Origin of the sequence: Halobacillus sp. K22 (genome assembly GCF_052246795.1) — a bacterium.
Taxonomy (GTDB): Bacteria; Bacillota; Bacilli; order Bacillales; family Halobacillaceae; genus Halobacillus.
In genome coordinates this window covers 68,555-90,526 of record NZ_JBQQCN010000008.1, presented here as the reverse complement: position 1 = coordinate 90,526, position 21,972 = coordinate 68,555, and the positions used below count along the sequence as shown (strand labels likewise).

Sequence of the window (21,972 nt, the reverse complement as noted above, 5' to 3'; positions counted from 1 at the left end):
TACAAATTAAATTATAATGCAGTTATCGAAACGTTTCAATTAAAAATTTACCAAAGGGGTGCTTGTTTCGTGAAATGGAAATTAGGAACTTTGTTATCTGTACTTATTCTTACAATGGTGCTTGTGGGATGCTCAAACAGTTCTTCGTCTGAAGGAGATGAAAATACGGTGACCGTATGGGCGATGGGGGAAGAAGGTAAAAAACTTCAGGAATTCAGTAAAACATTCGAAGAAAACAATCCGGATTTGACCGTCGATGTACAGGCTATTCCCTGGGATACGGCGCACGACAAATTACTAACGGCCGTAGCTTCAGGTAATGGACCGGATGTCGTCCAATTAGGAACAACGTGGGTGCCGGAGTTTGCTGAAGCCGGTGCGCTTAAAGACTTGTCTGAATACATGGGAGACTATCCTAACTTTGCGAAAGAAAACTTCTTTGATGGTTCAGTTACGACTATGGAACATGGCGATCAAGTGGTTGGAATTCCATGGTACGTTGACACCCGTGTAATTTACTACCGTACAGATCTCTTGAAAGAAGCGGGTTATGAAGAAGCACCCAAGACATGGGATGAAATGAAAGATGCAGCTACTAAACTAGGCGCACGAGGAGAAGATTCCTACGGGCTTGATATTGACCGGAACGACCAGATTACTCCATTTATTTTTGCCTGGCAGAATGGATATGAAGCAAACCTTGATCAAAACGAGCTGAATTTTGATTCGCCTGAATTTAAGGAAGCCTTAGAGTATTATACAAGCTACTTTGAAGAAGGTTTAAGCCCTACTCAAGAGGGAGTCGACATTGTAGAAGCTTTTAAGTCTGGTTCAAAACCAATGTTCTTCAGTGGACCATGGATGATCAATATCATTAATGATCAGGCGCCGGACCTTGAAGGGAAATGGGCAACAGCGGTAATGCCTACTAAGGAAACCAACACATCAAGTATGGGCGGTTCACACCTCTCTGTCTTTGAAAGTGCAGACAACGTAGAAGGAGCGCTCAAATACATTTCCTTTATGACAGATGTAGATACACAGATGGACTGGCTGGAGGAATCAAATACGCTGCCTTCCCGTACTGAAGCATGGGAAAAACCGAAAATGACGGAAGATCCGAACTATGCAACCTTTGGTAAACAGTTGGAAAATACGAAGCCTGGTCTGCAAACGGAACAATTCGAACGTATTGCTCAGGAGCTGCTCTCTTCGATTGAGCGAATTACAGAAGGCGGAGCGGATTTAGACAAGGAACTAGAAGCCTTTAGACAAGAAGCTAATAAATTGATTGAAGAATAGAAGAGACCAGACTGGATGATGGGATGCTTGATCATTCCATCATCCTTTCTAATCGTTATGATCAGATAGGTGGGTTTCCATGAAACAGTTCAAAAACAGACATCCTTATATGTTTATTGCACCAGCTGTTCTTCTGCTATCCTTATTCAGCTTGATTCCAATCCTGATTGCTTTTTTCATCAGTTTTACGGATATGAACTTGAAGGGACTTGCGGACTGGTCCAATATCACATTTATCGGCTTTGAAAATTATAAAGAATTATTTTCAGACAGTACGTTTCTCAAATCGATTTATAATACTCTTTTTTACGTTGTCATCGGTGTTCCTCTTGTTATTATCTGTTCGTTATCGATTGCTTTGCTGCTCAACTACGGAACGAGCTGGCTGTTTAATACGTTCAGGGCAGTGTTTTACATGCCTTCGATTACCAACATCATCGCAGTTGCAGTGATTTGGGGATATCTGTATAACACCGAATACGGTTTGTTTAACTATCTGCTTTCGGTTCTTTCTTTGGAAAGCGTTCCCTGGTTAGAAGACCCGACGATTGCCAAAATATCGTTAATTCTTCTAGCAGTTTGGAAAGGGATCGGTATTAATATGATTATCTTCCTGGCTGCTCTTCAAGGAATACCAAAATCGTATTATGAGGCAGCAGAAATGGATGGGGCCAATCGCTTTCAAGTCCTGTTCAATGTGACATTGCCTTTACTTCGCTATGCTACCTTTTTTGTAACCGTGACCACACTGATTGGCTGGATGCAGTTCTTCGAGGAACCGTTCGTCATGACCGACGGCGGCCCTTTAGATGGAACGATTTCAATTGCTCTATTCATCTATAAAGAAGGCTTCCAATTCAGTGAATTTGGTTATGCCGCTGCCGGATCCTTTATCCTGTTTGCCATGATCATCCTTGTCACGCTGGTCCAATTTAAGTTCAGAAAATCAGATACGGAATATTAAAAGAGGGGAGTGTGGAAGCTTATGGCTGCAGCAACAAAGAAGAGTAAGTTAGAAAAATCGATTGTCATATTCATCATGGTTGTAGGTGGAATCCTCGTTTCGATTCCGTTTATCTGGATGATTTCAAGTTCGTTTAAGCCGGAGAGTGAGGTACTGTCGATGCCTCCTGCGATTATTCCGGATAATCCAACCATACAAAATTACATTGAATTGTTTACGAATTTAAATTTTGCCGTCTACTTAAGGAACACGTTAGTGATCGTGCTTTTCTCATTCTTAGGACTTCTATTTAATGCGATGGCTGGTTATGGGTTTGCGAAATACAGCTTTAAGGGACGAGAGAAGATCTTTTATATTGTCCTTGCTACCATGATGATTCCCGGTCAGGTGACGATGATACCTGTTTACCTTTTACTTAATGCGATGGGCTTGACCAATACGATGACGGGAATCGTACTTCCAGGTTTAGCGGTGGCTTTCAGTATTTTCTTATTCCGCCAGTTCATGACGACCATTCCGGATGACTTACTTGAAGCAGCGAGACTGGACGGGGCTGGAGAGTTCTATATATTCTTCCGTTTGGTCGTCCCTATCGCGAAACCGATCTTTGCAGTGCAAGGAATTCTGACGTTTATTGCCGGTTGGAACAGTTTCCTATGGCCGTTAATTATTGCAAACGATGAAGGTCTTTACACATTGTCCGTAGGCTTGTCCTTATTACAGGGGCAATACGCCAGTAACTTTGCCTTACAAATGGCCGGGGCCGCATTTATGGTCGTCCCGATCATCATTATTTTCGCTTTCTTCCAGAAGTATATTGTGGAAGGGTTTACCATGTCCGGTCTTAAGTAAAACGTAAGGGTTTAAAAACTGATACAATAGAAGTAACGAACCCATATAGATGGAGGATTTCAATGGCTACGATAAAAGATGTGGCTAAACGAGCAGGAGTAGCTGTTTCAACGGCTTCTTATGCCTTAAATGGCAGTGGGAAAGTCAGTTCAGCAACGATTGATAAAGTCCTGAAAGCCGCAAGAGAGTTAAACTATCAGAAGAACGGATTTGCTTCGGATCTGAAACGAACGAAAACAAATACAATTGCCTTAATCTTAAGCGATATGTCCGGTCCCTACTTTTCTGAATTGATTAAAGGAGTTCAGGAAGTGACTGCAAGTAATCAATATGATTTGATTGCTTGCAGTTCTGTCGGAGGAGATCGGTCGACAGCGGCCAAGTTTTTAAGGGAGAAGCGGGTAGATGGAGCGATCATTTTAGCTACCAATATTTCTACAGAAATGATTGAAGTATCTGCCCGGGAGGACTTTCCTATAGTTGTGCTGGACCGCGATGTAGAGAATCCACATGCCATTCATGTGGAGGTTAATAACCGCCAGGGCGGGTATCAGGCGACTGAGCATCTGATTCAGAAAGGCCACCGGTCTATTGGATTTGTAAGTGGACCGAACGATTCTCATGATAACGAAGAACGTTTTAAGGGATATATCGATGCATTGAAAGATCATGATGTGCCCTTTCAGTCACGTTTTAAAATGGGAGGGGAGTTTACTCGAGAAGGGGGCTATCGAGCAACGAAGATGCTGATTGCTCAACAGAACTTACCTGATGCCATTTTCTATGCGAACGATGAAATGGCCATTGGAGGTCTTCAAGCGTTCGATGAAAAAAAGATCTCTATTCCTGATGATGTGTCCATTATAGGCTTTGATGATATTCAATTATCCGCGTATGTCAGTCCTCCGCTTACAACGGTGCGTCAGCCCAAGTACGAAGCGGGAGCACTGGCGGTCCACATGATCTTCCAGATGCTTGTGGGAGAGAGTGTGGAAAGAAATTATAACCTGTCCACCGAATTCATCGAACGAGCATCCGTCCAACCAAAATAATCATGTAAAAATATCCCACCTCAGGTCATCCAGATTCTGGATGACCTGAGGTGGGATTTTATTCCTTTAATCCTTATTCTTTTATTTCTTTATTTGTAGAGGAGGTATTGTTCTCGGATGTTTTTGAAGCCTTTCAATTCTTTCTCCCAAATCTTCTGCATGCTTGAAACGGATTGACCATTTTCAATTCCTTCACGGACCCAGCCGTTACCGATCAGATAGTCAAAGAATGAAATGCCAGAGCTGTTTTCTTCACGGAACTGGAAGTCCGCCGGATACATATCATGAATGGTTTTCACGAGGTGAACACCTGTAACTACAGGGTTGAACTTATCGCGATCCATCACATGCAGCTGAACTCCGTGTGTTAATTCACCAGCATGCTTCGAGAATGCCGGAGTGAACGAAGCTGCTCGGAACCTTACGCCAGGCAAATCCAGTTTATTCATCGCCTCTGCCAGTTCTGTACTGTTAATGAAAGGGGCGCCAATCAATTCAAATGGACGGGTCGTTCCGCGTCCTTCTGAGACATTTGTCCCTTCAATCAGGGCAGCTCCCGGATAAACATAGGCTGTATCAACCGTCGGCATGTTAGGGGATGGAGCGACAAATGACATATCGGTGTCATTATAGTCCATACTGCGGTCATATCCGTCCATTTCTACGACCGTCAAATCAGCCCCAATATCATATTCATTATTGAAAAGTTTAGCAAGCTCACCAACGGTCATCCCGTGGCGCAAAGGAATCGGATAGTTCCCAACAAAGGACTTGTAATCTGTATCAAGTACAGGCCCCTCGACTTTTTCCCCGCCGATAGGATTTGGGCGATCCAATACGATAAACGGAATATCGTTTTCCTGAGCTGCTTCCATGGCATATGCCATCGTGTAAATATACGTATAGAAGCGTGTACCTACATCCTGAATATCAAACATTAATACATCAATGTCCTCAAGCATCTCAGGGGTCGGTTTACGAGTTTTACCATAGAGGCTGTAAACAGGTAAACCTGTTTGTTCATCTGTATAGAAGTCTACATACTCACCAGCCTGTGCACTTCCTCGCACCCCGTGTTCCGGACCGTAAAGAGCCGTCAAATCGACATCCTTATCGTTATGAAGGATATCAACAATGCTGTTCAACTCCTGATCGACACCAGTCGGATTTGTGATTAAGCCAACCTTTTTACCTTCAATCAATGCTTTTTCTTCATCTAAAAGTTCTTCCACGCCAAGCTGGAAAGATCCATCGTGTTCTTCTTCATTTTCTTCCTCATCTTCATTTCCGTCTTCATCTTCATCACCATGATCTCCATAGCTTAAGCCCGTACCAAATGGGTATAAGGTACCGCCATCTTGAGCTGGAATGGCAACTGGTAACTCTCCGGATGGATCGTTTTCACCAAATAGGGTCTCCGCAGTGGCTTCAAAACTTGCCGCTCTGAATCCGTATTGGGCGATAAAGGCGTCCACTTCCGGATAAGCCATAATGTCATATGGGTTACGGATGCCGATACCGATCACATCGCCATCGGTTGTGTTCATAACGTCGTGCATAAGCTGCATTTGCGGATGATCATCCGCGCGAGTGGATACATTATACGTGTAGGTTCCTACAATAACTTTATCTGCTTCTTCCACCAGCTCTTTTTGCTCGTCTGTCAATGAACCCGAGCTGCTTTTAATGAGGGTGGTGTTCTCATGGTGTTGTTTCACCTGATCGGCTAATTCTTCACTAAATGAATTTCCAATAACCACTAGTTCTTTGTCTTCGTCCAAGTTAAGAGGAAGGACGTTATCGTTTTTCACTAGTGTGGTAGAACGTTCAGCCGCTTTTTCTTCCACTTCCTTATGAGCTTCACTTCCCACCACTTGTTTGGCCTTTTCAATTTTCTCATCTACAGATGTTGGATTCTCTGACTTGATAATGCCGCGATTTAATTTTAACGTCAAAATTCGCTCCACAGATTTGTTGATGGTGTCCATCTCAATCTCTCCAGAATCAATGGCTTCATAAATGCCATTTGCCACTTTTTCCAGACCGACAGGCATCAGTACGATATCTGTACCAGCATTAATGGAACGGATGACCGCATCGACAGGGCCAAAGTGATCCTGAATGGCGTTCATATTCAGCGCGTCAGTAATGACAACCCCTTCAAAGCCCATTTCCTTGCGCATCAGCCCGGTCAGAACTTTTTCCGATAAGGTAGCAGGAAGTGCAATTTCCGTGCCGTCTTTTTTCGAAGTTACTTTCGTATCATCAATCTTCGGGAAGGTGACATGAGCTGTCATTACAGCGTCAATCCCCGCATCCATTGCTTTTTGGAAAGGATACAGTTCTACTTCTTTCAATCGTTCTTTATCATGTGGAACTTCCGGCAGTCCCAGATGGGAATCGACAGCTGTATCTCCGTGACCCGGGAAGTGTTTAGCTGTTGCTGCCACGCCCGTTTCCTGCAGACCTTTCGTGTAAGCTACTCCCATTTTAGCCGTAAGCTCAGGGTTTCCACTGAAGGATCGTACGCCAATGACCGGATTATCAGGATTGTTGTTCACATCTACCACAGGAGCCAGGTTCATATTAATACCTAGAGAAGAGAGCTCCTCACCAATTGCTTGTCCGACATTTTGAGTGATTTCCTCAGAACGTGTGGCGCCTAAGGCCATGTTCCCTGGAAAGTCCGTACCTGATTGTAGTCTTGTTACGATACCGCCTTCCTGATCAATCGTCATAAGTAAACCGTATTTTTCAGCGGCCGTTTGATAATTGGACACAAGTTCAGCGGTTTGTTCTGTTGTAACGACATTCTCACGGAATAAAATCACGCCGCCAAGGTGATACTTTTTCACTTGCTCTTCAATTTCCGGCAGCATTTTCGTTACATTTTCTCCGTCCCATTTTCTAAAGTCCGGCATCAGCATCTGGCCGACTTTTTCTTCCATCGTCATATTTTCAAGTGCGTGAGCCACCAGATTGTAACGATCACCTTTTTCTTTAATAAGGTTCTTACTTATATAGGCTTCTCCATTATCACGCTTCGGTTTGGCGTGCGCCGCAATCCGGTCCGTATGATCCCCGTTCGTAACCGAGATCCACGCTCGGCCCGGTTTTCCTGTAAAAGTAACGTTCCCGTTCTGATCTACCTTTGCGACTCTGGGATTTTCCGAGGACCATTCCAACCCTTCGTTCACCTTTTTGAAATAACCGTCCTCATAGACATTTAAAGCGCTGAGGTCAAAGCTGTCCCCTTCTACGTTTACATCCGACTGCGGAACATTTTGAAGGATGATCAAATCAGACTTGTTTCCCTCATCTGATGCCGTCGCCTTTGAATTTTCAAACATCGACGGAAGCAGCATACAAATGGTCAGCGTGACAATGAACATCCATTTTCCCATTTTTCTCATTCATCATTCCTCCTTAAATTTATCTATTTGAAAAAGGTGGACCGCTATGTAAAAGATCCAGCTTTTGCAAAACATCAGAGATTATGTACGAGATCATAGGTTGTTTGTACGTTGAAAAGAAGGATAAAGAGAGGATAATTGTTGAAAGCGTTTTCAATATGTAATAAAAGCGTACCGTATAAATGATATAGTCGTCTATACCACTTTTGGCCCTGTCTGCCACCTTTGGTCTATTTTTCCATCCCTAAATTCCTGCGACATAGGAACCATTTTTGAAATATCATGTCGGAATAATATATAAAACATAAAATAATAAGTTATGAAAGCCAAATACTGGATGACCTGAGGTGGAAAAGAATGTATGATCTGAGGTGGGGTTTTATTCCATATAATGTAATTAATAAAGAGAAGCGGGGGGTGTTCCTGCTTCTCTGAATGCTGATAGTTTCGTGGCTTATACTTCTTTAAAATTAATGGAATTAATTCGATCTGTATTCGGATTATAAACAACCGATCCCTGAATATTGGTCGTTTCCTGAGGGGAGGTCATGACAAATTTAAAGACTTCTCTAATTTGTCCGCCGTTGACCTGATTTTTACTAACCTTACTATAATCCGTTACGTTATAGTTCGGGTAGGCTGCCTGAATAATCTCGAGCAGATATTTTCCCCATTTTTCTTCTTCCAGCTCAGGGGAGGGCGTAATATCTACATTAATAATCCCTAAATCAATATTGGCACCGAGAGCTTCAAAAGCTTTTCTATGGAGATTTATTTTATTGGCTGGATAATTCGGTACTTTGTCGACCACAGTTACGATCACAACTCTGCCGTTCGTTACATTACGCACCTTAATTGCCTGACCGCATTGGTACGGTGAATTACTGCCTACAGCCGCAGTCATGTACTGGTTATTGGACCAGGGGATGCCGCATTGGGTGACAGTTCCGCCTTCTGTCCATGTGGCCTGACCTCGAACAGGCTGTCTATAGTCGTAATAACTTTGATGGTACGGAAAGTAGTCAGGATAAGAATATCGAGAATAAGATTGCTCTTGATAAGGGACAGGTATATACGGATAGCCGTAAGGCCCAGGGTAATAATGAGAATGCATCCGCTTTCCTCCTTAATTTTCTTTAATATCCTCATTAGCCTATGCATTCCCTCGTTAAGCTGTGAAAAAGGTGATTATTAAGCAAGTCTTTCAGACATCCACCTGGTAATATAGTTGATTAAGAAATTAAAGTGGATAAGGATTTTGTTTCTTTTTCACAGTCTATGAAGAGTCAATCCATTCAATTAAAATATCACCCGGGCAATATTTTTCCCAATCATAATTGTATCCAACGATAATTGAAGTGGATTCTGTTCGACTAGGTGGATTATCTTTCCACGGCAGCCAGATTCATAAGCCATGAAGATAATCCATAGAATAAATCTTTCTTAGTAAGGAGTAGAAAAATGATAGAAGAGATTAAAGTATTTGTGTTAATGATTTGAGTGTAAAAGTAGTAATTTTATAGTAAAACTCTAATACAAAAGCAATACCTGTTGGATTATAGATCCCGCAGGTATTTTTTGTATCCACTCAAATAACATTCAGACAAAAGCCTTCAATTCTAAAAAGAAGAGTTTTAAATATTTCACTAATGAAATATTTAGAATAATTTGAAATATAATGTAAAATAATTTACAGTTGTGTCATGGTAACGATTACATATTCGTTTTAACGAAAAAGGAGGGAGCATGATGAAAATAAGACCAATAAGGCAGGGGCTATTATCGGGAATCATGGTGAGTCTCCTGCTTGTGGCAGGGTGCAGCTCGGACGAATCAGCTGGAGACAGTGATGAAGTCACCCTTGTTTATGCGAGAGGTGTCGATACAACGGAAGGAAACGAAAAGTTGATCGAAGCTTTTGAAGAAGAGCATCCGAACATTAACATCAAATACCGGGAAATGCCATCAGACAGTGGTCAGCAGCACGACCAGTATGTGACCACATTAAGTGGGCGAAGTGCAGAAATTGATGTTTTTGATGCGGACGTTGTATGGCCAGCGGAATTCGCTCAAGCTGGTTATGTGATGGGGTTAGACCGGTTTATCGAAGAAGATAACTTCGATATGAACAAGTATTTTGAAGGAACTGTTGATTCCGTTACGTTTAATGGCCGGACGTGGGCGATTCCTAAATTTACCGATGCCGGCTTATTGTTTTACCGGGACGATATTGTAGACGAGCCACCGGAGACATGGGATGAACTGAGTGACATGGCTGGTAATCTCCAGGGAGAAGCGGGGACCAACTTTGGTTATGTGATGCAGGCAAACCAGTATGAAGGGATTGTCGTGAACGCGATTGAGTTCATCCATGCCTATGGCGGTGAAGTCATTAATGATGTAGGAGAAGTGGTGGTCGATAGCCCGGAAGCGATTGAAGGAATTCGTAAAATGACGGAAATCGCCCAGTCCAACTACGTGCCGAATAACATATTAAACTTTACTGAACTGGAAACGGAAACAGCCTTTATACAAGGAAATACAGTTTTCGCCCGGAACTGGCCTTATTTGCAAGCCTCTTCTGCTAATGAGGAAAAATCAGACGTTGCGGGAGATGTCGGGTTCTCTTTACTGCCAAAAGGCGATGAACAGTCAGCATCTACGCTTGGCGGCTGGGTTACGATGATCAACAAGTATACTGAACATCCAGAAGCTGCCTGGGAATTTGTTAAGTTCATGACGAGTGAAGAAGGTCAGAAAATTAGCGCGACCGCGGGAGGGGTAGCTCCGACCATTAAGTCTCTTTATGATGATGAAGCAGTAAAAGAAGCTTCTCCAGTATTTGCAAATGAGGCATTTGTAGAGACATTACAGAATGCTGTGCCTCGCCCGGTGACACCGAATTATCCGAAAATCACCGACATTATTCAAATTGAAATTTCTAAAGCCCTGGCTGGAGATGTCTCGCCAGAACAAGCGGCGCAGAATCTGCAAAGAGAGATAGAAAGCGTTGTTAACGAATAAAAGCGAGAAGGAGGATGAAAAATGAGTAAGCGTCGATTCTCGCTTAGCGAGAAGCAGCTCGGGTATGCGATGGTAGCGCCTTCCTTAATACTTATCGCTGTCATAGTATTGTGGCCGATCATGTTGTCGTTTTGGAACAGCTTATTTGATTACCGTCTCAATGACCCTTCCTTATCCCAGCGTACACTCGGGAGTGAGATTAACATGGAGCGGTACGCGGATAACTACGATTTCGTAAACAAGACCATAGAAGAAATTCTTGCGGATTCAAGTACGGAAGAAGTAACTAGTGAAGTAGAAAATATTCAGCAGGGAATTAATGAACGGCACCGTACATTCCTTGCAGAGGGCGATCATGAAGAGAAGTTTAATGAAGTGCTGGAAACGGTTCGATCGCATTATGCCGTAAAGGATCAATCACTGAAATACGTATCCATAGATGAATCCTTTAAGGAAGATTATTCTGCTTACTTAACCGAACGGTCGGAGACGCTGGCTTCGCTGTCAAGTGACCAGGACGGTGAGATGGCGACCAGGCTAAGCGACTTATCCGGTCAAATGAAACTAATGGACTCAAGTTTTATGAAGGAGAACTTTGTCGGCTTTGGGAATTACGCTCAGTACCTTCAAGAACCTAGACTATGGTCATCCATTGGTGTAACCACGTTATTTACCGTCGTTTCTGTATTTTTTGAGCTGATATTAGGACTGGCCATTGCGCTTCTAATCAACCGTGCGTTTATCGGGAGAGGAGCCGTCCGGGCATCGGTGCTTGTCCCATGGGCGATCCCAACGGCCGTGTCTGCGATGATTTGGAAATTCCTCTATGATGGTCAATCGGGAGTCATTGCCCACTATTTCGAGCAGCTCGGAATCATTCAGGATGCCGGTCAGCTGCTGACGACGAGTGCAGGAGCGATCTTCTCCATTATCTTCACAGACGTGTGGAAAACCACACCTTACATGGCGCTGCTGTTACTGGCAGGTTTGCAGACCATTCCTAATCAGTTATATGAATCTGCGGAAGTGGATGGAGCCAATGCCTGGAACCGGTTTTACAAGATCACCCTTCCAATGCTCCGTTCTACCATTCTCGTGGCGCTTTTATTCAGAACACTGGATGCCTTCCGTGTATTTGATTTGATTTACGTATTAACGGGAGGAGGACCAGCCAATGCGACAGAGGCTGTTTCCGTGTACGCCTACAAAGTTTTATTCGCACAGCAGAACTTCGGAGCAGGATCCGCTCTCTCCGTAATTGTCTTTATCTGTGTAGCGATTATCAGTACATTATTTATCCGGTTTATCGGTTCTGATCTTATGGCAGGAAAACAAAAAGGTTAAGATACTAAACTTACCCAGTTAGGAGGAGCATTATGCAGCGAAAAGCAGGACCGTGGTTTTACCTATTTTTAATAGTCTTTGTCTTTCTTGTCATGTTTCCATTTCTATGGATATTCTTGACATCGATTAAGCCCCTCGGGGATATATTCGGAGCACCTTTTGCGTGGTTCGGATCTGGTATTTCTTTTCAATCGTATGAATCTGCTTTAACGACACGTCCGCTGCTTCGTTATATGCTGAACAGCTTTATCGTCTCCGGGGCAACAACGGTGTTAGCTATAGGCTGTGCTGCTTTTACAGCTTATGCCGTCACGCGTCTGCCCATCCGGTTTAAGAGTGTGATTCTTGGGGTGGTGCTCGCATCATCCATGTTCCCGCCCATTGCGATTATTTCGCCCATCTATGACTTTGTGACGGACTTTGGGCTGCGGAACACATACCCGGGGCTGGTGATTCCTTACATTACCATCAGCCTTCCGCTTGCGATCTGGATTCTCGCGACATTCTTTCAGAACATTCCTTATTCGCTAGAAGAATCAGCGAAACTGGACGGGGCGACTCCGTTTCAGACGTTTAGAAAAATTATTTTACCGTTAGCCGCTCCCGGCGTATTTACGACAGCCATCCTGGTGTTTATTGCCGCCTGGAATGAGTACTTATTTGCTCTCACGATTAATACACAGGATGCGATGAAAACAGTGCCTGTGGGCATCTCGCTATACCAGAGTCAATATTCCGTTCCATGGGGAGATATAACGGCGGCAACCGTTCTGGTGACGATTCCAATTGTCATTATCGTGCTGATTTTCCAGAGACGGATTGTAGCTGGACTCACCTCTGGATCTGTAAAAGGATAAGAGATTCTGATTAAAAATTGATACATTCATAGGAGGTCGATCAAATGGAAAGAAAATGGTGGAAAGAAGGCGTGGTCTATCAAGTATATCCCAGAAGCTTTAATGATTCGAACGGGGATGGCATTGGAGACTTGCGTGGAATTACACAGAAACTGGATTATTTAAAAGATTTAGGCGTGGATATTCTATGGCTGTCTCCCGTCTATCAATCTCCTAACGACGATAATGGCTATGATATCAGCAATTATCGAGCCATTATGCAAGAGTTCGGGACGATGGAAGATTGGGAGAATATGCTCGAGGAGATTCATAAACGGGAGATGAGGCTGGTGATGGACCTGGTGGTCAATCATTCATCTGATGAACATGCGTGGTTTCAAGAGTCCCGTAAGTCTAAAGACAACCCCTATCGCGATTACTATATTTGGCGTGATGGAAAAAATGGTGCCGAACCAAATAACTGGGTATCCTTCTTCAGCGGGTCTGCCTGGGATTACGACGAGGCCACCGGTCAATACTATCTGCACCTTTTTACAGACAAACAGCCGGATTTAAACTGGGAGAATGAACAGGTCAGGCAGGAAGTGTACGACATGATGAACTTCTGGATGGATAAAGGCATCGATGGATTCCGTATGGATGTGATCAATTTAATCTCGAAAACTCCGGGTCTCCCGGATGCGGAAGTTACCAATGAAGATAACAAGTATCAATGGGGAGGCGAGCACTTCGTCAATGGTCCTCGTTTTATGGAGTTTATGAACGAAATGAATGAACAGGCGCTCAATCATTATGATGTGATGACCGTAGGGGAAACCCCGATGGTGAAGCCTGAAGATGGAGCTGCGTTCACCGACGAGGAATCAGGTGTCCTGAGTATGGTTTTTCAATTCGATCATATGGAAATCGACGGCGATCCGGGAAGCCAGGAAGGAAAATGGTCGGTCAAACCATGGAAGCTTTCCAGAATGAAAGAAATTATGACGGATTGGCAAACCAGTTTGAATGGAAAGGGATGGAACAGCCTGTATTTGGAAAATCACGACCAGCCCCGTTCCGTTTCCAGGTTTGGCGATGCGGAGGAGTATCATCAGGAGTCCGCTAAGATGCTTGCGACCTTCTACCAGTTGATGCAGGGTACTCCGTACATTTACCAGGGGCAGGAAATCGGAATGACCAACGTCCAATTTGATACGATCGAGGACTATCGAGATGTCGAGATTCACAACTGGTATAACGAGCAGGTTACCGAAAAGGGGAAAGACAAGCAGGAAATCATGCATTCCATCTTTGTAAAAGGAAGAGACAATGCGCGTACCCCGATGCAGTGGAGCGATGAAAACTACGCCGGATTTTCAGACGCAGAACCATGGATCAAAGTGAATCCAAATTATACGTCGATCAACGTTGAGCAGCAGCAGGAAGACGAAGAGTCTATACTCAATTACTATAAAGAGCTCATCCAGGTGAGAAAGAGCCATGATGTACTTATTTATGGATCGTACCAGCTTCTCGACCCTGAAGACGAGCAGGTCTATGCTTATACAAGAGAGCTGGATGGAGAAAAAGCATTGATCGTAGCGAACTTTACCAATGAAGCGATTGATTACTCCGTAAGCGAATCCTTTCCAGTGGAACAGGCCGAGCGGCTGATCGGCAATTATCCTTCCGAGCAAGAAGAGGGGGGAAATCTTCAGCTGAAGCCTTATGAAGCGCGAGTGTATCGCGAATAAACGTCATAGAGAATAGTATGATAGACAAGCTGTCTTTGGAAACGGGCAGCTTGTCTTTTTTCTGGGAGACTCTGTTAAAGTTATTTATTAATATTTGTACAATTCAATTGTAAGTTCCGTAATCAAGTCCTCAAATAAGATTGGTGATGGATGTAAGAGCATTCGATTTGCTTAAACTAATCAGAGATTGAATCCATCGGAAAAGGGTTGGACTATCGCATCTTACTGAACTCGTCATCCCCATCGTTGGATGAAATTTATTGAAAGACAGATAGTTATCTCGAAACTGAGTCTTCAAGTATAGGGCAGGTTAGTTGAAGACTCAGTTTCGAGATAATATGATGTTTGAAACGTTTAATAGTACTAATTCGTACGTAGATTAACGACTATAAACAGAATTGAACCGTAGATTATTAATACTAATTTCTAGAGAGGGGATGGAGAATGCACAAAATATTATATCTATTATTCTTTTTAGGCATCTTTATTGTATTTAACATTCTATCGTTAGGGGATTATAATGTACCTTTTGGTGTTAATGTTAAAGAAGTAGATGAACAAGTAACCTTGATTGAAAAATATAATTGGAGAGGTAACATAATTAACCAACACTATGTCAATGAAGGTTCTGTGGAAGGAACCCTTAGTGAGCTTACATATTTGCAGATAAAGGAAAGTCAATTTAAGAAGAACTTTGCATTTATTATTTCTCTAATCTTATCCATATTTTATTTCCCTTGTTCCAGGGCAATATCGAAAAAATTTAACATTAAAGAAAATGAATCTGTTTTAAGCCCTTTTTGGGAAAAGTTTTTTCTGATTTTAGCTATAGGTATTTATATGGTGGTATTAATAAATGTTTTTGTTCAATATCCTGAACTTATGGAGGAGACTCAAGAGTTGATAAATGAACTGGAACCATATATAGAGAAGAAATAATCTCTAAATCGAGTGTTCCTGAAACGGGGGCTTTAGTTGAAAAAGCATAGAACCTATTCTGAGAGAGGTGAATCTATGAAAAAAATATTTTGGATATTCGCTCTATTTTTCCTTGTATATATTATGGTCAATCAATTAAAAGGGGTATTTAATTATAATGAAGTAACTTACAGCTCTTTGACTGATAAGGAAATAACTGAATTCCTATCCAAACAAAACTTTGAGCCCTCACTTATTGAAAACATAAATAATGAGACGGTCATTATTTTTGAAAAGGTAGATTCCTGGGGTTTTTATTCGTTAATGAAGCAAGACAACGAGGGAATTTTATCCAATATAAATGTGTTAGATTCTTCTGATAGTCCAATACAAACGGCAGGCAAGAAACAGCCTAACAATTACCTTATAGTTAAGATCAGTGAAAACTTATCTGAAAACGGTGACAGTATTCTAGCAATAGGTGAAAATGGATCTAAACAGAGGCAAGAAATTACGAAGAATCAAATTTTCTATTTCTCCAATTGGGTAGATAATGAGAAGTTAAAAAACATTAAAATCTTAGATGAACAAAATGACACCATCAGCAATTTGAGAGACATATAAAACTCCCAGAAGTGATTCCTTAATTTATCTTGAATTCAAGTCTTTCGTTATTGGGGGCTTTATCTGAATTACCGATTCCTAAAGTCAGCATCTTTAGCTGGCTTTTTCGCGTTTTTCGTATGATTATGTTGCCGCAGCCTTTTACCACCCAATTAATTATAAATTATTATTATATCTACCAAAGAAGGAGACTAAGAATGAAGCAATTAATTTTCATTATGCTAGTTACAATTGTTTTAGGGGCTTGTTCTCCACTAGGGAGTTCTAATAAGGAGGAGTCTCAAAACTCAAATAAAGCTAGTACGAATCAAATAGCAGACAAAATAGATGTAGATCAACTTGATAAAGTGCAATTTATTTATAACAATAAAGCTTATGAGGCGAAATATAAACTGAAGTGTAAGACTTCTGCTGAATGTTCTGAGGGTAATGATTTGCCATTAAATAAGATAAAGCAAGAAATAAAACCAAAGAAAATTGATGCTAGCATAGGCGATCAAATAGAGATTAGGATTCCAAATACTTTCCCTTGGCCAGATCAAATTCTGTATCATCAGCAACAAGGCGCCACCGGAATTCAAGAAACAGCAGATAAGAATGTTATTGAAGTCACTGGTGATAAGGGAGAGGAAATCACTTATATAGTGAATTTTAATTGGAGAAGCAACGACAGCGACAATACAAAAATCATTTATTCAGTAGCTTACTATTTTGAGGTTCCCAATCCAACATAAAAGAGATAATAACGAGGCCAGTAAGTGTAAAGGGTAGCCGGTTATTATGAAATTGGAGGCTGGCCAAGTCAGTATATGTTTAGAATACCTTGAATTCGAGTCTTATAGAAAAGGGGGCGATTGTTCAATATGAGCAATCGCCTTTTTACTAAACGAGCAGGTTAGTTGAGGATTCATTTTAGAGATAGTAAGTGTAAATGGATAATTTTTGAAACTTTAAAGGTGAGTGTTCGTAATTTATACAAAGGGGTGCTGAAGCTTTTTTTTAAATTCATATATAAAGGAGGGGAATTTTTGAGAAAACCAACAAAGTATTCATTAATTTTAACTGCTTTAATCTTAATTGCTAGTATTTCCGTAGCGATTTTCTTTTCCGCGGGGAATACGGGGCTTGCACTAATTCTAGTTCCAATTATAGCGACTTTTTCATTGGCAGGTATAATACTAGCTTCGAGGGAAATTTATACGGCGCAAAGTAGAAAAGATAAATTAATAAATGTTCCTTGCTTATTTATTCACCTAACTGTGTTTATACTACCTATAATATTCATGTATCTCTTGGAAATTGGAAGTGGTTGAATAGTAAAAAGTCTCGAATTCGAGTATTGATGAAAAGGGGGCTTTTCTTCAATAAGCAACTTTACGAGAACATTCTTCTGCAAGCGCACATAAAGAAAGACGTCTCCCGCTAGGGAAAACGTCTGCAAACTCATTATTGAAATTTAGCAAAAGTGATTTTTCTTGTGTAAGGAATAAGTAAGGTGAGGCTTAAAATGATAATGATCAAACCAGCAAAAGGAATGAATGCCGTCCATATAGGCTGCTGTGTAATGATAAATGGAAAAACACTATAGATCGGTGAGAAAACTTCTAATGATAGGTTTGCTGTAATGATGTGTGCTCCCCAATAAATAAGAAAAGGCAGGGAGAAAGCTAAGATCTTGTTAATTTTCATTAGTAAAAGTAGCGACAGCGAAGCATAAATAACTGTATTAATAGCAACCCAACTAGAATATACGACTCCATAAGTAATTGTTCCATAATTCATTAACTGACTAAAAGTGTGACTGTCCCTTTCAAAGGTTTTCATAACAGTATAATCTACAAAACCTAAGAGAGGCTCAATGTAAAAAGCAAAAAGAAAAGGCAAGAAAATGAATGAAAATGAAAGTAAAAAGAAAAAATATGAATTTAATAATAGACGGTTTTTAATAGGTAACTCATTATTAAGGATTCGTTTTTTCACAGAAGGAGTAAGGTATAAAGCTGTAATAAGTAATGGAAATAATGCTGGCAAAAGACCTTCAAGATGGAGAGTGAAAAAGTCAAACGGTTCAAATAATGTGAAATTAGGCGCTCTGAACAAAGTGACACTCAAGTAAAGAAGGATAAATGCTCCTAATGTGAAGATAATTCTACGATTCACTAAAAATTTCAATTCTCTGATCAAGATGATTTCCCCTTTCAGTTGGAGATTCTAAGTTGTCCCATAATATTATGTGAACAAATTGAAAGGTATGCAATAGTTTATGAAAGGCCACTCACTTTGTAAGTAAAGATTAACGAAAGTAAACTTTATCAACTCTTTTAAAGGCTGAGCGCATTTTAGTAAGATTATCTTGATTTCGAGTGTTCCAGAATAGGGGGCTTTAGTTGAATAAGCCAAATATAAAAAAAAGGAACTTCCATATTATTGGAAGTTCCTTTTTTGTAGTAATATCAACACTAAACTTTAACAGAGCCAAAAAAATAAAAAGAAGTATAGTAAGCGCTCCATCCAGATCCTTCATGCAGTCCCTCCTAAAATAAGTTCTTAGGTTTAATATATTGCTTATTGGAATATTTTACAAAATATATATGTACTGTCCAAAAAGATCAGATACGCACGCCGCATATGAACATTCTTCAGATTATCTTGATTTCAATTCTTAAACAATTGGGGAAGTTAGTTCAAAAAGAAATATCTCCAACATTAAAAGCTAACACAGCCTTCTGGAAAAACATCTCTACAATCCGGCCAGATAATTTCGCGACTTCTGTACCCCGTCTTTTACTTTACTGGGCAGAACTACACGTGGTTCGACCGGGAAATCCTGTTTTTAACAATCAGAAATAAGGGAAAAGAAAACCAATAACAGCAACTTTTTTATCAATTTTATGATATCTGAGATATATTAGAATATCCTTCCTTTTTCATATGCTATCATGATTCTATAAGTGGTACGTTTAAAGGAGGCCCGGCGCATGTTTACATTAAAACAAGCGATAGCTATGCGTTTAGAGAATATACTGGAAGAAAAAAAACATCTAAGGGAAATGATCGAAAAGCTTACAGATGAACAGCAGGATTTAATTCGACGCCTGGAACATCTGGAAGAGAGAAATGAGGATCCCGATACTTCCGCTATTTTAAAGACACTTGCCGAAACGGATGAAGATTTAAAGCGATACGGCGCGAATATTCCTGCCGATCTTTTAATAGAAAAGACTACGAATCATTATAAAGAAGAACATTCGAAAGAACCTACCAAGCATGATTATATTCTATCCACGAACTCTGAAGCCTTTTCAAAGGATTCAGATAAGAGTATGAGTTATAAAGAATTGACCCGTATATTAATTAATTATGCAAAAGAACATAACAATCAGGTGGATCATGAGGCATTTGAGCAATATTTGATCGACCACTACAAATTCGCTCCTGCAAACTTTTCTCAGATTATATGGAGAGCAAGAAAGGTGGATCCGCGCTTAAGAAGTTTAATCAGTGGTAATAGGAAAATTACAATCCTCGATGACAGATCATCCGAATAAACTATATGGAATAATGCTGAAAAGACCTATACATAGGCTTCTGAGAACCTCTCTTACCATTCATGGTTAAAAGGGGTTCTTTTACATTAGCAAGGCTGATTATTTATTATAAATGTATAAATGTGGTATGTGCTGGAATGTGTCGTATCGTGCATGAGGAAATAGATTACGGGTATCGTACTATGACATGTTTACTAGTTAATTATGATCGGAAACGCGGAAGCTTGCACTGGGGTAACAGTGCAGGTTCAATTGGCCGCAATGATTATTTATATAAACCCATATAAATGGAGGAAAGGAGCGCTGTCTATGACTTCCGTTATTGAAACAGATGTGCTTATTATTGGAGCTGGTCCATCAGGGCTTATGGCAGCTAATGAACTGCAGAAAAGAGATGTAGATTTCATCTGTTTAGAGAAGAGGGCGGGACCGTCAGAACTTTCGAAAGCGCTCGGCATCCAGGCAAGAACGATTGAAATGTTTGAACTTTTGGGTATTCATAAATCCTTTTTGAAAAAGGGATATCCTGGCCCCGGGGCTAAGCTTCACTTGGGTGGAGAGAAACCATCGCTGGTTGAACTTTATCATATAAAAAGCAGGTATCCTTATCTGTTCATTATCCCTCAAAGTCAGACAGAAACGATATTAGAAGATCATTTACAAACTTCAGGCGGTAAAGTCGAGCGGGAGCATGAAGTTGTAGAAGTGATCCAGTCCGATCGGGGCGTTTATGTAAGTGCTGTGCATGAGGGTGAGCTGAAAAAGTACTTCTCCAAATACTTAATCGCCTGTGATGGTGCCCATAGTAAAGTGCGTGAAGACCTGGGTGTAGATTTTATTGGTGAAGATGAAGGATTAACATTTTTCCTTGGGGATGTAGATATTCCTGACCTTAACGAGATATACATTGATATGACCCTTAACGACCGTGGCGCCGTCGCTTTTTTCCCTTATGGTGATGGCAGTTATCGTGTGGTTGGTATGGGTCGGGCCAAGCAGGGGCTTCCCCATCAGGACGATCTCTCTTTAAAAGAACTGCAGGAAAGTATGAACACGATTCTTAAATTGTCTTATGAAGTAGAGAATCCAACATGGCTCACCTACTTCGGTACGGCTCATCGACAGGTTCCCAATTATCGGTCCGGACGCGTATTCTTTATAGGAGATGCGGCACACATCCATAACCCGTTGGGCGGGCAGGGGATGAATCTCGGTCTGCAGGACGCAGCGAACCTCGGCTGGAAGCTTGACGCTGTATTAAAAGGGTTTGCTGATGACGCCTTTCTTAACAGCTATCACGAAGAGCGGTCTCCAATCGGAAAGGAGATTCTGAAGGAAACTTCCGCCATGCTCAAGGTCATTAATTTAGTAGGAATCGGAGGTGAAATCCGTAACTGGACAGGGAAAGCAGCATTAACACAGAGCTGGATAGAAGGGATCATAGCTAATCGCTTATCCCATGTAGAGAACGAATACAACAAGACGGAGAGAAATAAGAAGCTGCGGAATTCATCCCTTAAAAGAGGAGCCCTTCAAGCAGGCAAACGAGTTCCGGATCACTTGTTATTCTTTGATGGAACGAATGACGAGAGACTGTACCCTCTTATCGAAAAACATGGATACCTCTGCTTTATTTATATCGACGCTCAAAATCAGGATTTAATCGATTACGCCTACTCCTTTTCTGAAAAGGTTAAAGAAAAATACCAGAATCTCTTAAAAATTTTCCTTGTTGCGAAGGGAGGTACCATTAGAACCGACGGGGACGAACTTCCAATTATTTACGATGTCCATCGGGACTTGAAAAAGGAGCTCGGGATGGACAAAGGCCATACTTTAGTTATTCGTCCTGACGGCCATGTTGCGTTCCACGAAACGTCGACGGATCCGGAAACGATGATGGACAAGCTTAACCAGTTTTTTAGGTAGACTGTACAAGCAGCCGGCACATCTGAAAAGGAGTGTGTTGGCTTTTTTAATGTACGACCTGTCCATAACTATTAACCGTGAAGTCGAGGAGCCAAATCCCCGCTTGTTTTATTTTTTTCATTGTCATCAGCTATTTAATCTACCTAATCCAAGAAATGCATTTCAAATAGGAGTCAACATTAGTAAAGGGATCACTTCTCCAGTGACCCCCTGGCTTTTATATAATTTGAAGGTGTTGGCTCTCCCCTACATTATTTTTCCGTTTTAAAACCGTTAATTTTCCTTGAAGCTCTATCTAAAACGATTTTCCTTTATTATTTATTTGAATGGGCTGTTCTCGAGATTGCAGTCCTTTCTCGATATTGCCAATGTCGCTAAATCTACCGATTAAAAATACCTGCTCCTTCTTCTC

Annotated in this window: 17 protein-coding genes and 1 pseudogene; 14 read left to right on the top strand and 4 right to left on the bottom strand. The window is 41.3% G+C overall.

Annotated elements, in window-relative coordinates; all coding sequences use genetic code 11:
- Window positions 1–69: 69 nt before the first annotated feature.
- The 4 genes from ACTWPM_RS08130 (at window position 70) to ACTWPM_RS08115 (ending at window position 4,170) form a co-directional block, all read left to right on the top strand.
- The gene (locus ACTWPM_RS08130; protein WP_443132559.1) at window positions 70–1,302 is read left to right on the top strand and encodes a sugar ABC transporter substrate-binding protein; all 1,233 of its coding nucleotides are present in this window, start codon (window positions 70–72) and stop codon (window positions 1,300–1,302) included.
- A 79-nt stretch (window positions 1,303–1,381) separates the two neighbouring features.
- The gene (locus ACTWPM_RS08125) at window positions 1,382–2,266 is read left to right on the top strand and encodes a carbohydrate ABC transporter permease (protein ID WP_443132558.1); all 885 of its coding nucleotides are present in this window, start codon (window positions 1,382–1,384) and stop codon (window positions 2,264–2,266) included.
- 21 nt (window positions 2,267–2,287) lie between these two features.
- Window positions 2,288–3,118 carry a carbohydrate ABC transporter permease gene (locus ACTWPM_RS08120; RefSeq protein WP_443132557.1) on the top strand — a complete coding sequence of 277 codons (831 nt, stop codon included), beginning with the start codon at window positions 2,288–2,290 and terminating at the stop codon, window positions 3,116–3,118.
- A gap of 62 nt (window positions 3,119–3,180) precedes the next feature.
- On the top strand, window positions 3,181–4,170 hold the full coding sequence (locus ACTWPM_RS08115; protein WP_443132556.1) for a LacI family DNA-binding transcriptional regulator: 990 nt from the start codon (window positions 3,181–3,183) through the stop codon (window positions 4,168–4,170).
- A gap of 89 nt (window positions 4,171–4,259) precedes the next feature.
- Here the strand turns inward: ACTWPM_RS08115 and ACTWPM_RS08110 are convergent, their stop codons facing one another.
- The 3 genes and pseudogenes from ACTWPM_RS08110 to ACTWPM_RS08100 all read right to left on the bottom strand — a co-directional run bounded on the left by ACTWPM_RS08110 (window position 4,260) and on the right by ACTWPM_RS08100 (window position 8,697).
- A complete protein-coding gene (locus ACTWPM_RS08110; protein ID WP_443132606.1) occupies window positions 4,260–5,981 on the bottom strand; it encodes an exo-beta-N-acetylmuramidase NamZ domain-containing protein in 1,722 nt (573 codons plus the stop codon).
- A 147-nt stretch (window positions 5,982–6,128) separates the two neighbouring features.
- Window positions 6,129–7,520 (bottom strand): annotated as a pseudogene (locus ACTWPM_RS08105) (glycoside hydrolase family 3 N-terminal domain-containing protein); the annotation flags it as partial.
- 517 nt (window positions 7,521–8,037) lie between these two features.
- On the bottom strand, window positions 8,038–8,697 hold the full coding sequence (locus ACTWPM_RS08100) for a DUF3889 domain-containing protein (protein WP_443132555.1): 660 nt from the start codon (window positions 8,695–8,697) through the stop codon (window positions 8,038–8,040).
- A 632-nt stretch (window positions 8,698–9,329) separates the two neighbouring features.
- On the opposite strand from ACTWPM_RS08100, the gene ACTWPM_RS08095 reads away from it, so the two are divergent.
- The 8 genes from ACTWPM_RS08095 to ACTWPM_RS08060 all read left to right on the top strand — a co-directional run bounded on the left by ACTWPM_RS08095 (window position 9,330) and on the right by ACTWPM_RS08060 (window position 17,396).
- Window positions 9,330–10,607: an ABC transporter substrate-binding protein gene (locus tag ACTWPM_RS08095; RefSeq protein WP_443132554.1), complete on the top strand. Its 1,278-nt coding sequence runs from the start codon at window positions 9,330–9,332 to the stop codon at window positions 10,605–10,607.
- A gap of 21 nt (window positions 10,608–10,628) precedes the next feature.
- Entirely contained in the window at window positions 10,629–11,951 is a 1,323-nt protein-coding gene (locus ACTWPM_RS08090; RefSeq protein ID WP_443132553.1) for a carbohydrate ABC transporter permease, read from the top strand.
- A 32-nt stretch (window positions 11,952–11,983) separates the two neighbouring features.
- Window positions 11,984–12,808 (top strand): carbohydrate ABC transporter permease, encoded by an 825-nt coding sequence (locus tag ACTWPM_RS08085; protein WP_443132552.1) that lies wholly within the window; start codon window positions 11,984–11,986, stop codon window positions 12,806–12,808.
- 44 nt (window positions 12,809–12,852) lie between these two features.
- Window positions 12,853–14,541 carry a glycoside hydrolase family 13 protein gene (locus ACTWPM_RS08080; protein WP_443132551.1) on the top strand — a complete coding sequence of 563 codons (1,689 nt, stop codon included), beginning with the start codon at window positions 12,853–12,855 and terminating at the stop codon, window positions 14,539–14,541.
- 444 nt (window positions 14,542–14,985) lie between these two features.
- A complete protein-coding gene (locus ACTWPM_RS08075; RefSeq protein WP_443132550.1) occupies window positions 14,986–15,480 on the top strand; it encodes a hypothetical protein in 495 nt (164 codons plus the stop codon).
- Between the two features lie 75 nt (window positions 15,481–15,555).
- On the top strand, window positions 15,556–16,083 hold the full coding sequence (locus tag ACTWPM_RS08070) for a hypothetical protein (protein ID WP_443132549.1): 528 nt from the start codon (window positions 15,556–15,558) through the stop codon (window positions 16,081–16,083).
- A 197-nt stretch (window positions 16,084–16,280) separates the two neighbouring features.
- A complete protein-coding gene (locus ACTWPM_RS08065; RefSeq protein ID WP_443132548.1) occupies window positions 16,281–16,817 on the top strand; it encodes a hypothetical protein in 537 nt (178 codons plus the stop codon).
- A gap of 294 nt (window positions 16,818–17,111) precedes the next feature.
- On the top strand, window positions 17,112–17,396 hold the full coding sequence (locus tag ACTWPM_RS08060; RefSeq protein ID WP_443132547.1) for a hypothetical protein: 285 nt from the start codon (window positions 17,112–17,114) through the stop codon (window positions 17,394–17,396).
- A 133-nt stretch (window positions 17,397–17,529) separates the two neighbouring features.
- On the opposite strand, the gene ACTWPM_RS08055 is transcribed toward ACTWPM_RS08060, so the two are convergent.
- Window positions 17,530–18,267: a hypothetical protein gene (locus ACTWPM_RS08055; protein WP_443132546.1), complete on the bottom strand. Its 738-nt coding sequence runs from the start codon at window positions 18,265–18,267 to the stop codon at window positions 17,530–17,532.
- A 794-nt stretch (window positions 18,268–19,061) separates the two neighbouring features.
- Between ACTWPM_RS08055 and ACTWPM_RS08050 the strand changes: the two genes are divergently transcribed.
- Complete coding sequence (locus ACTWPM_RS08050) at window positions 19,062–19,631, top strand: hypothetical protein (RefSeq protein ID WP_443132545.1); 570 nt, start codon at window positions 19,062–19,064, stop codon at window positions 19,629–19,631.
- A gap of 309 nt (window positions 19,632–19,940) precedes the next feature.
- Window positions 19,941–21,560: an FAD-dependent monooxygenase gene (locus tag ACTWPM_RS08045; protein WP_443132544.1), complete on the top strand. Its 1,620-nt coding sequence runs from the start codon at window positions 19,941–19,943 to the stop codon at window positions 21,558–21,560.
- The last annotated feature ends 412 nt before the right edge of the window (window positions 21,561–21,972 follow it).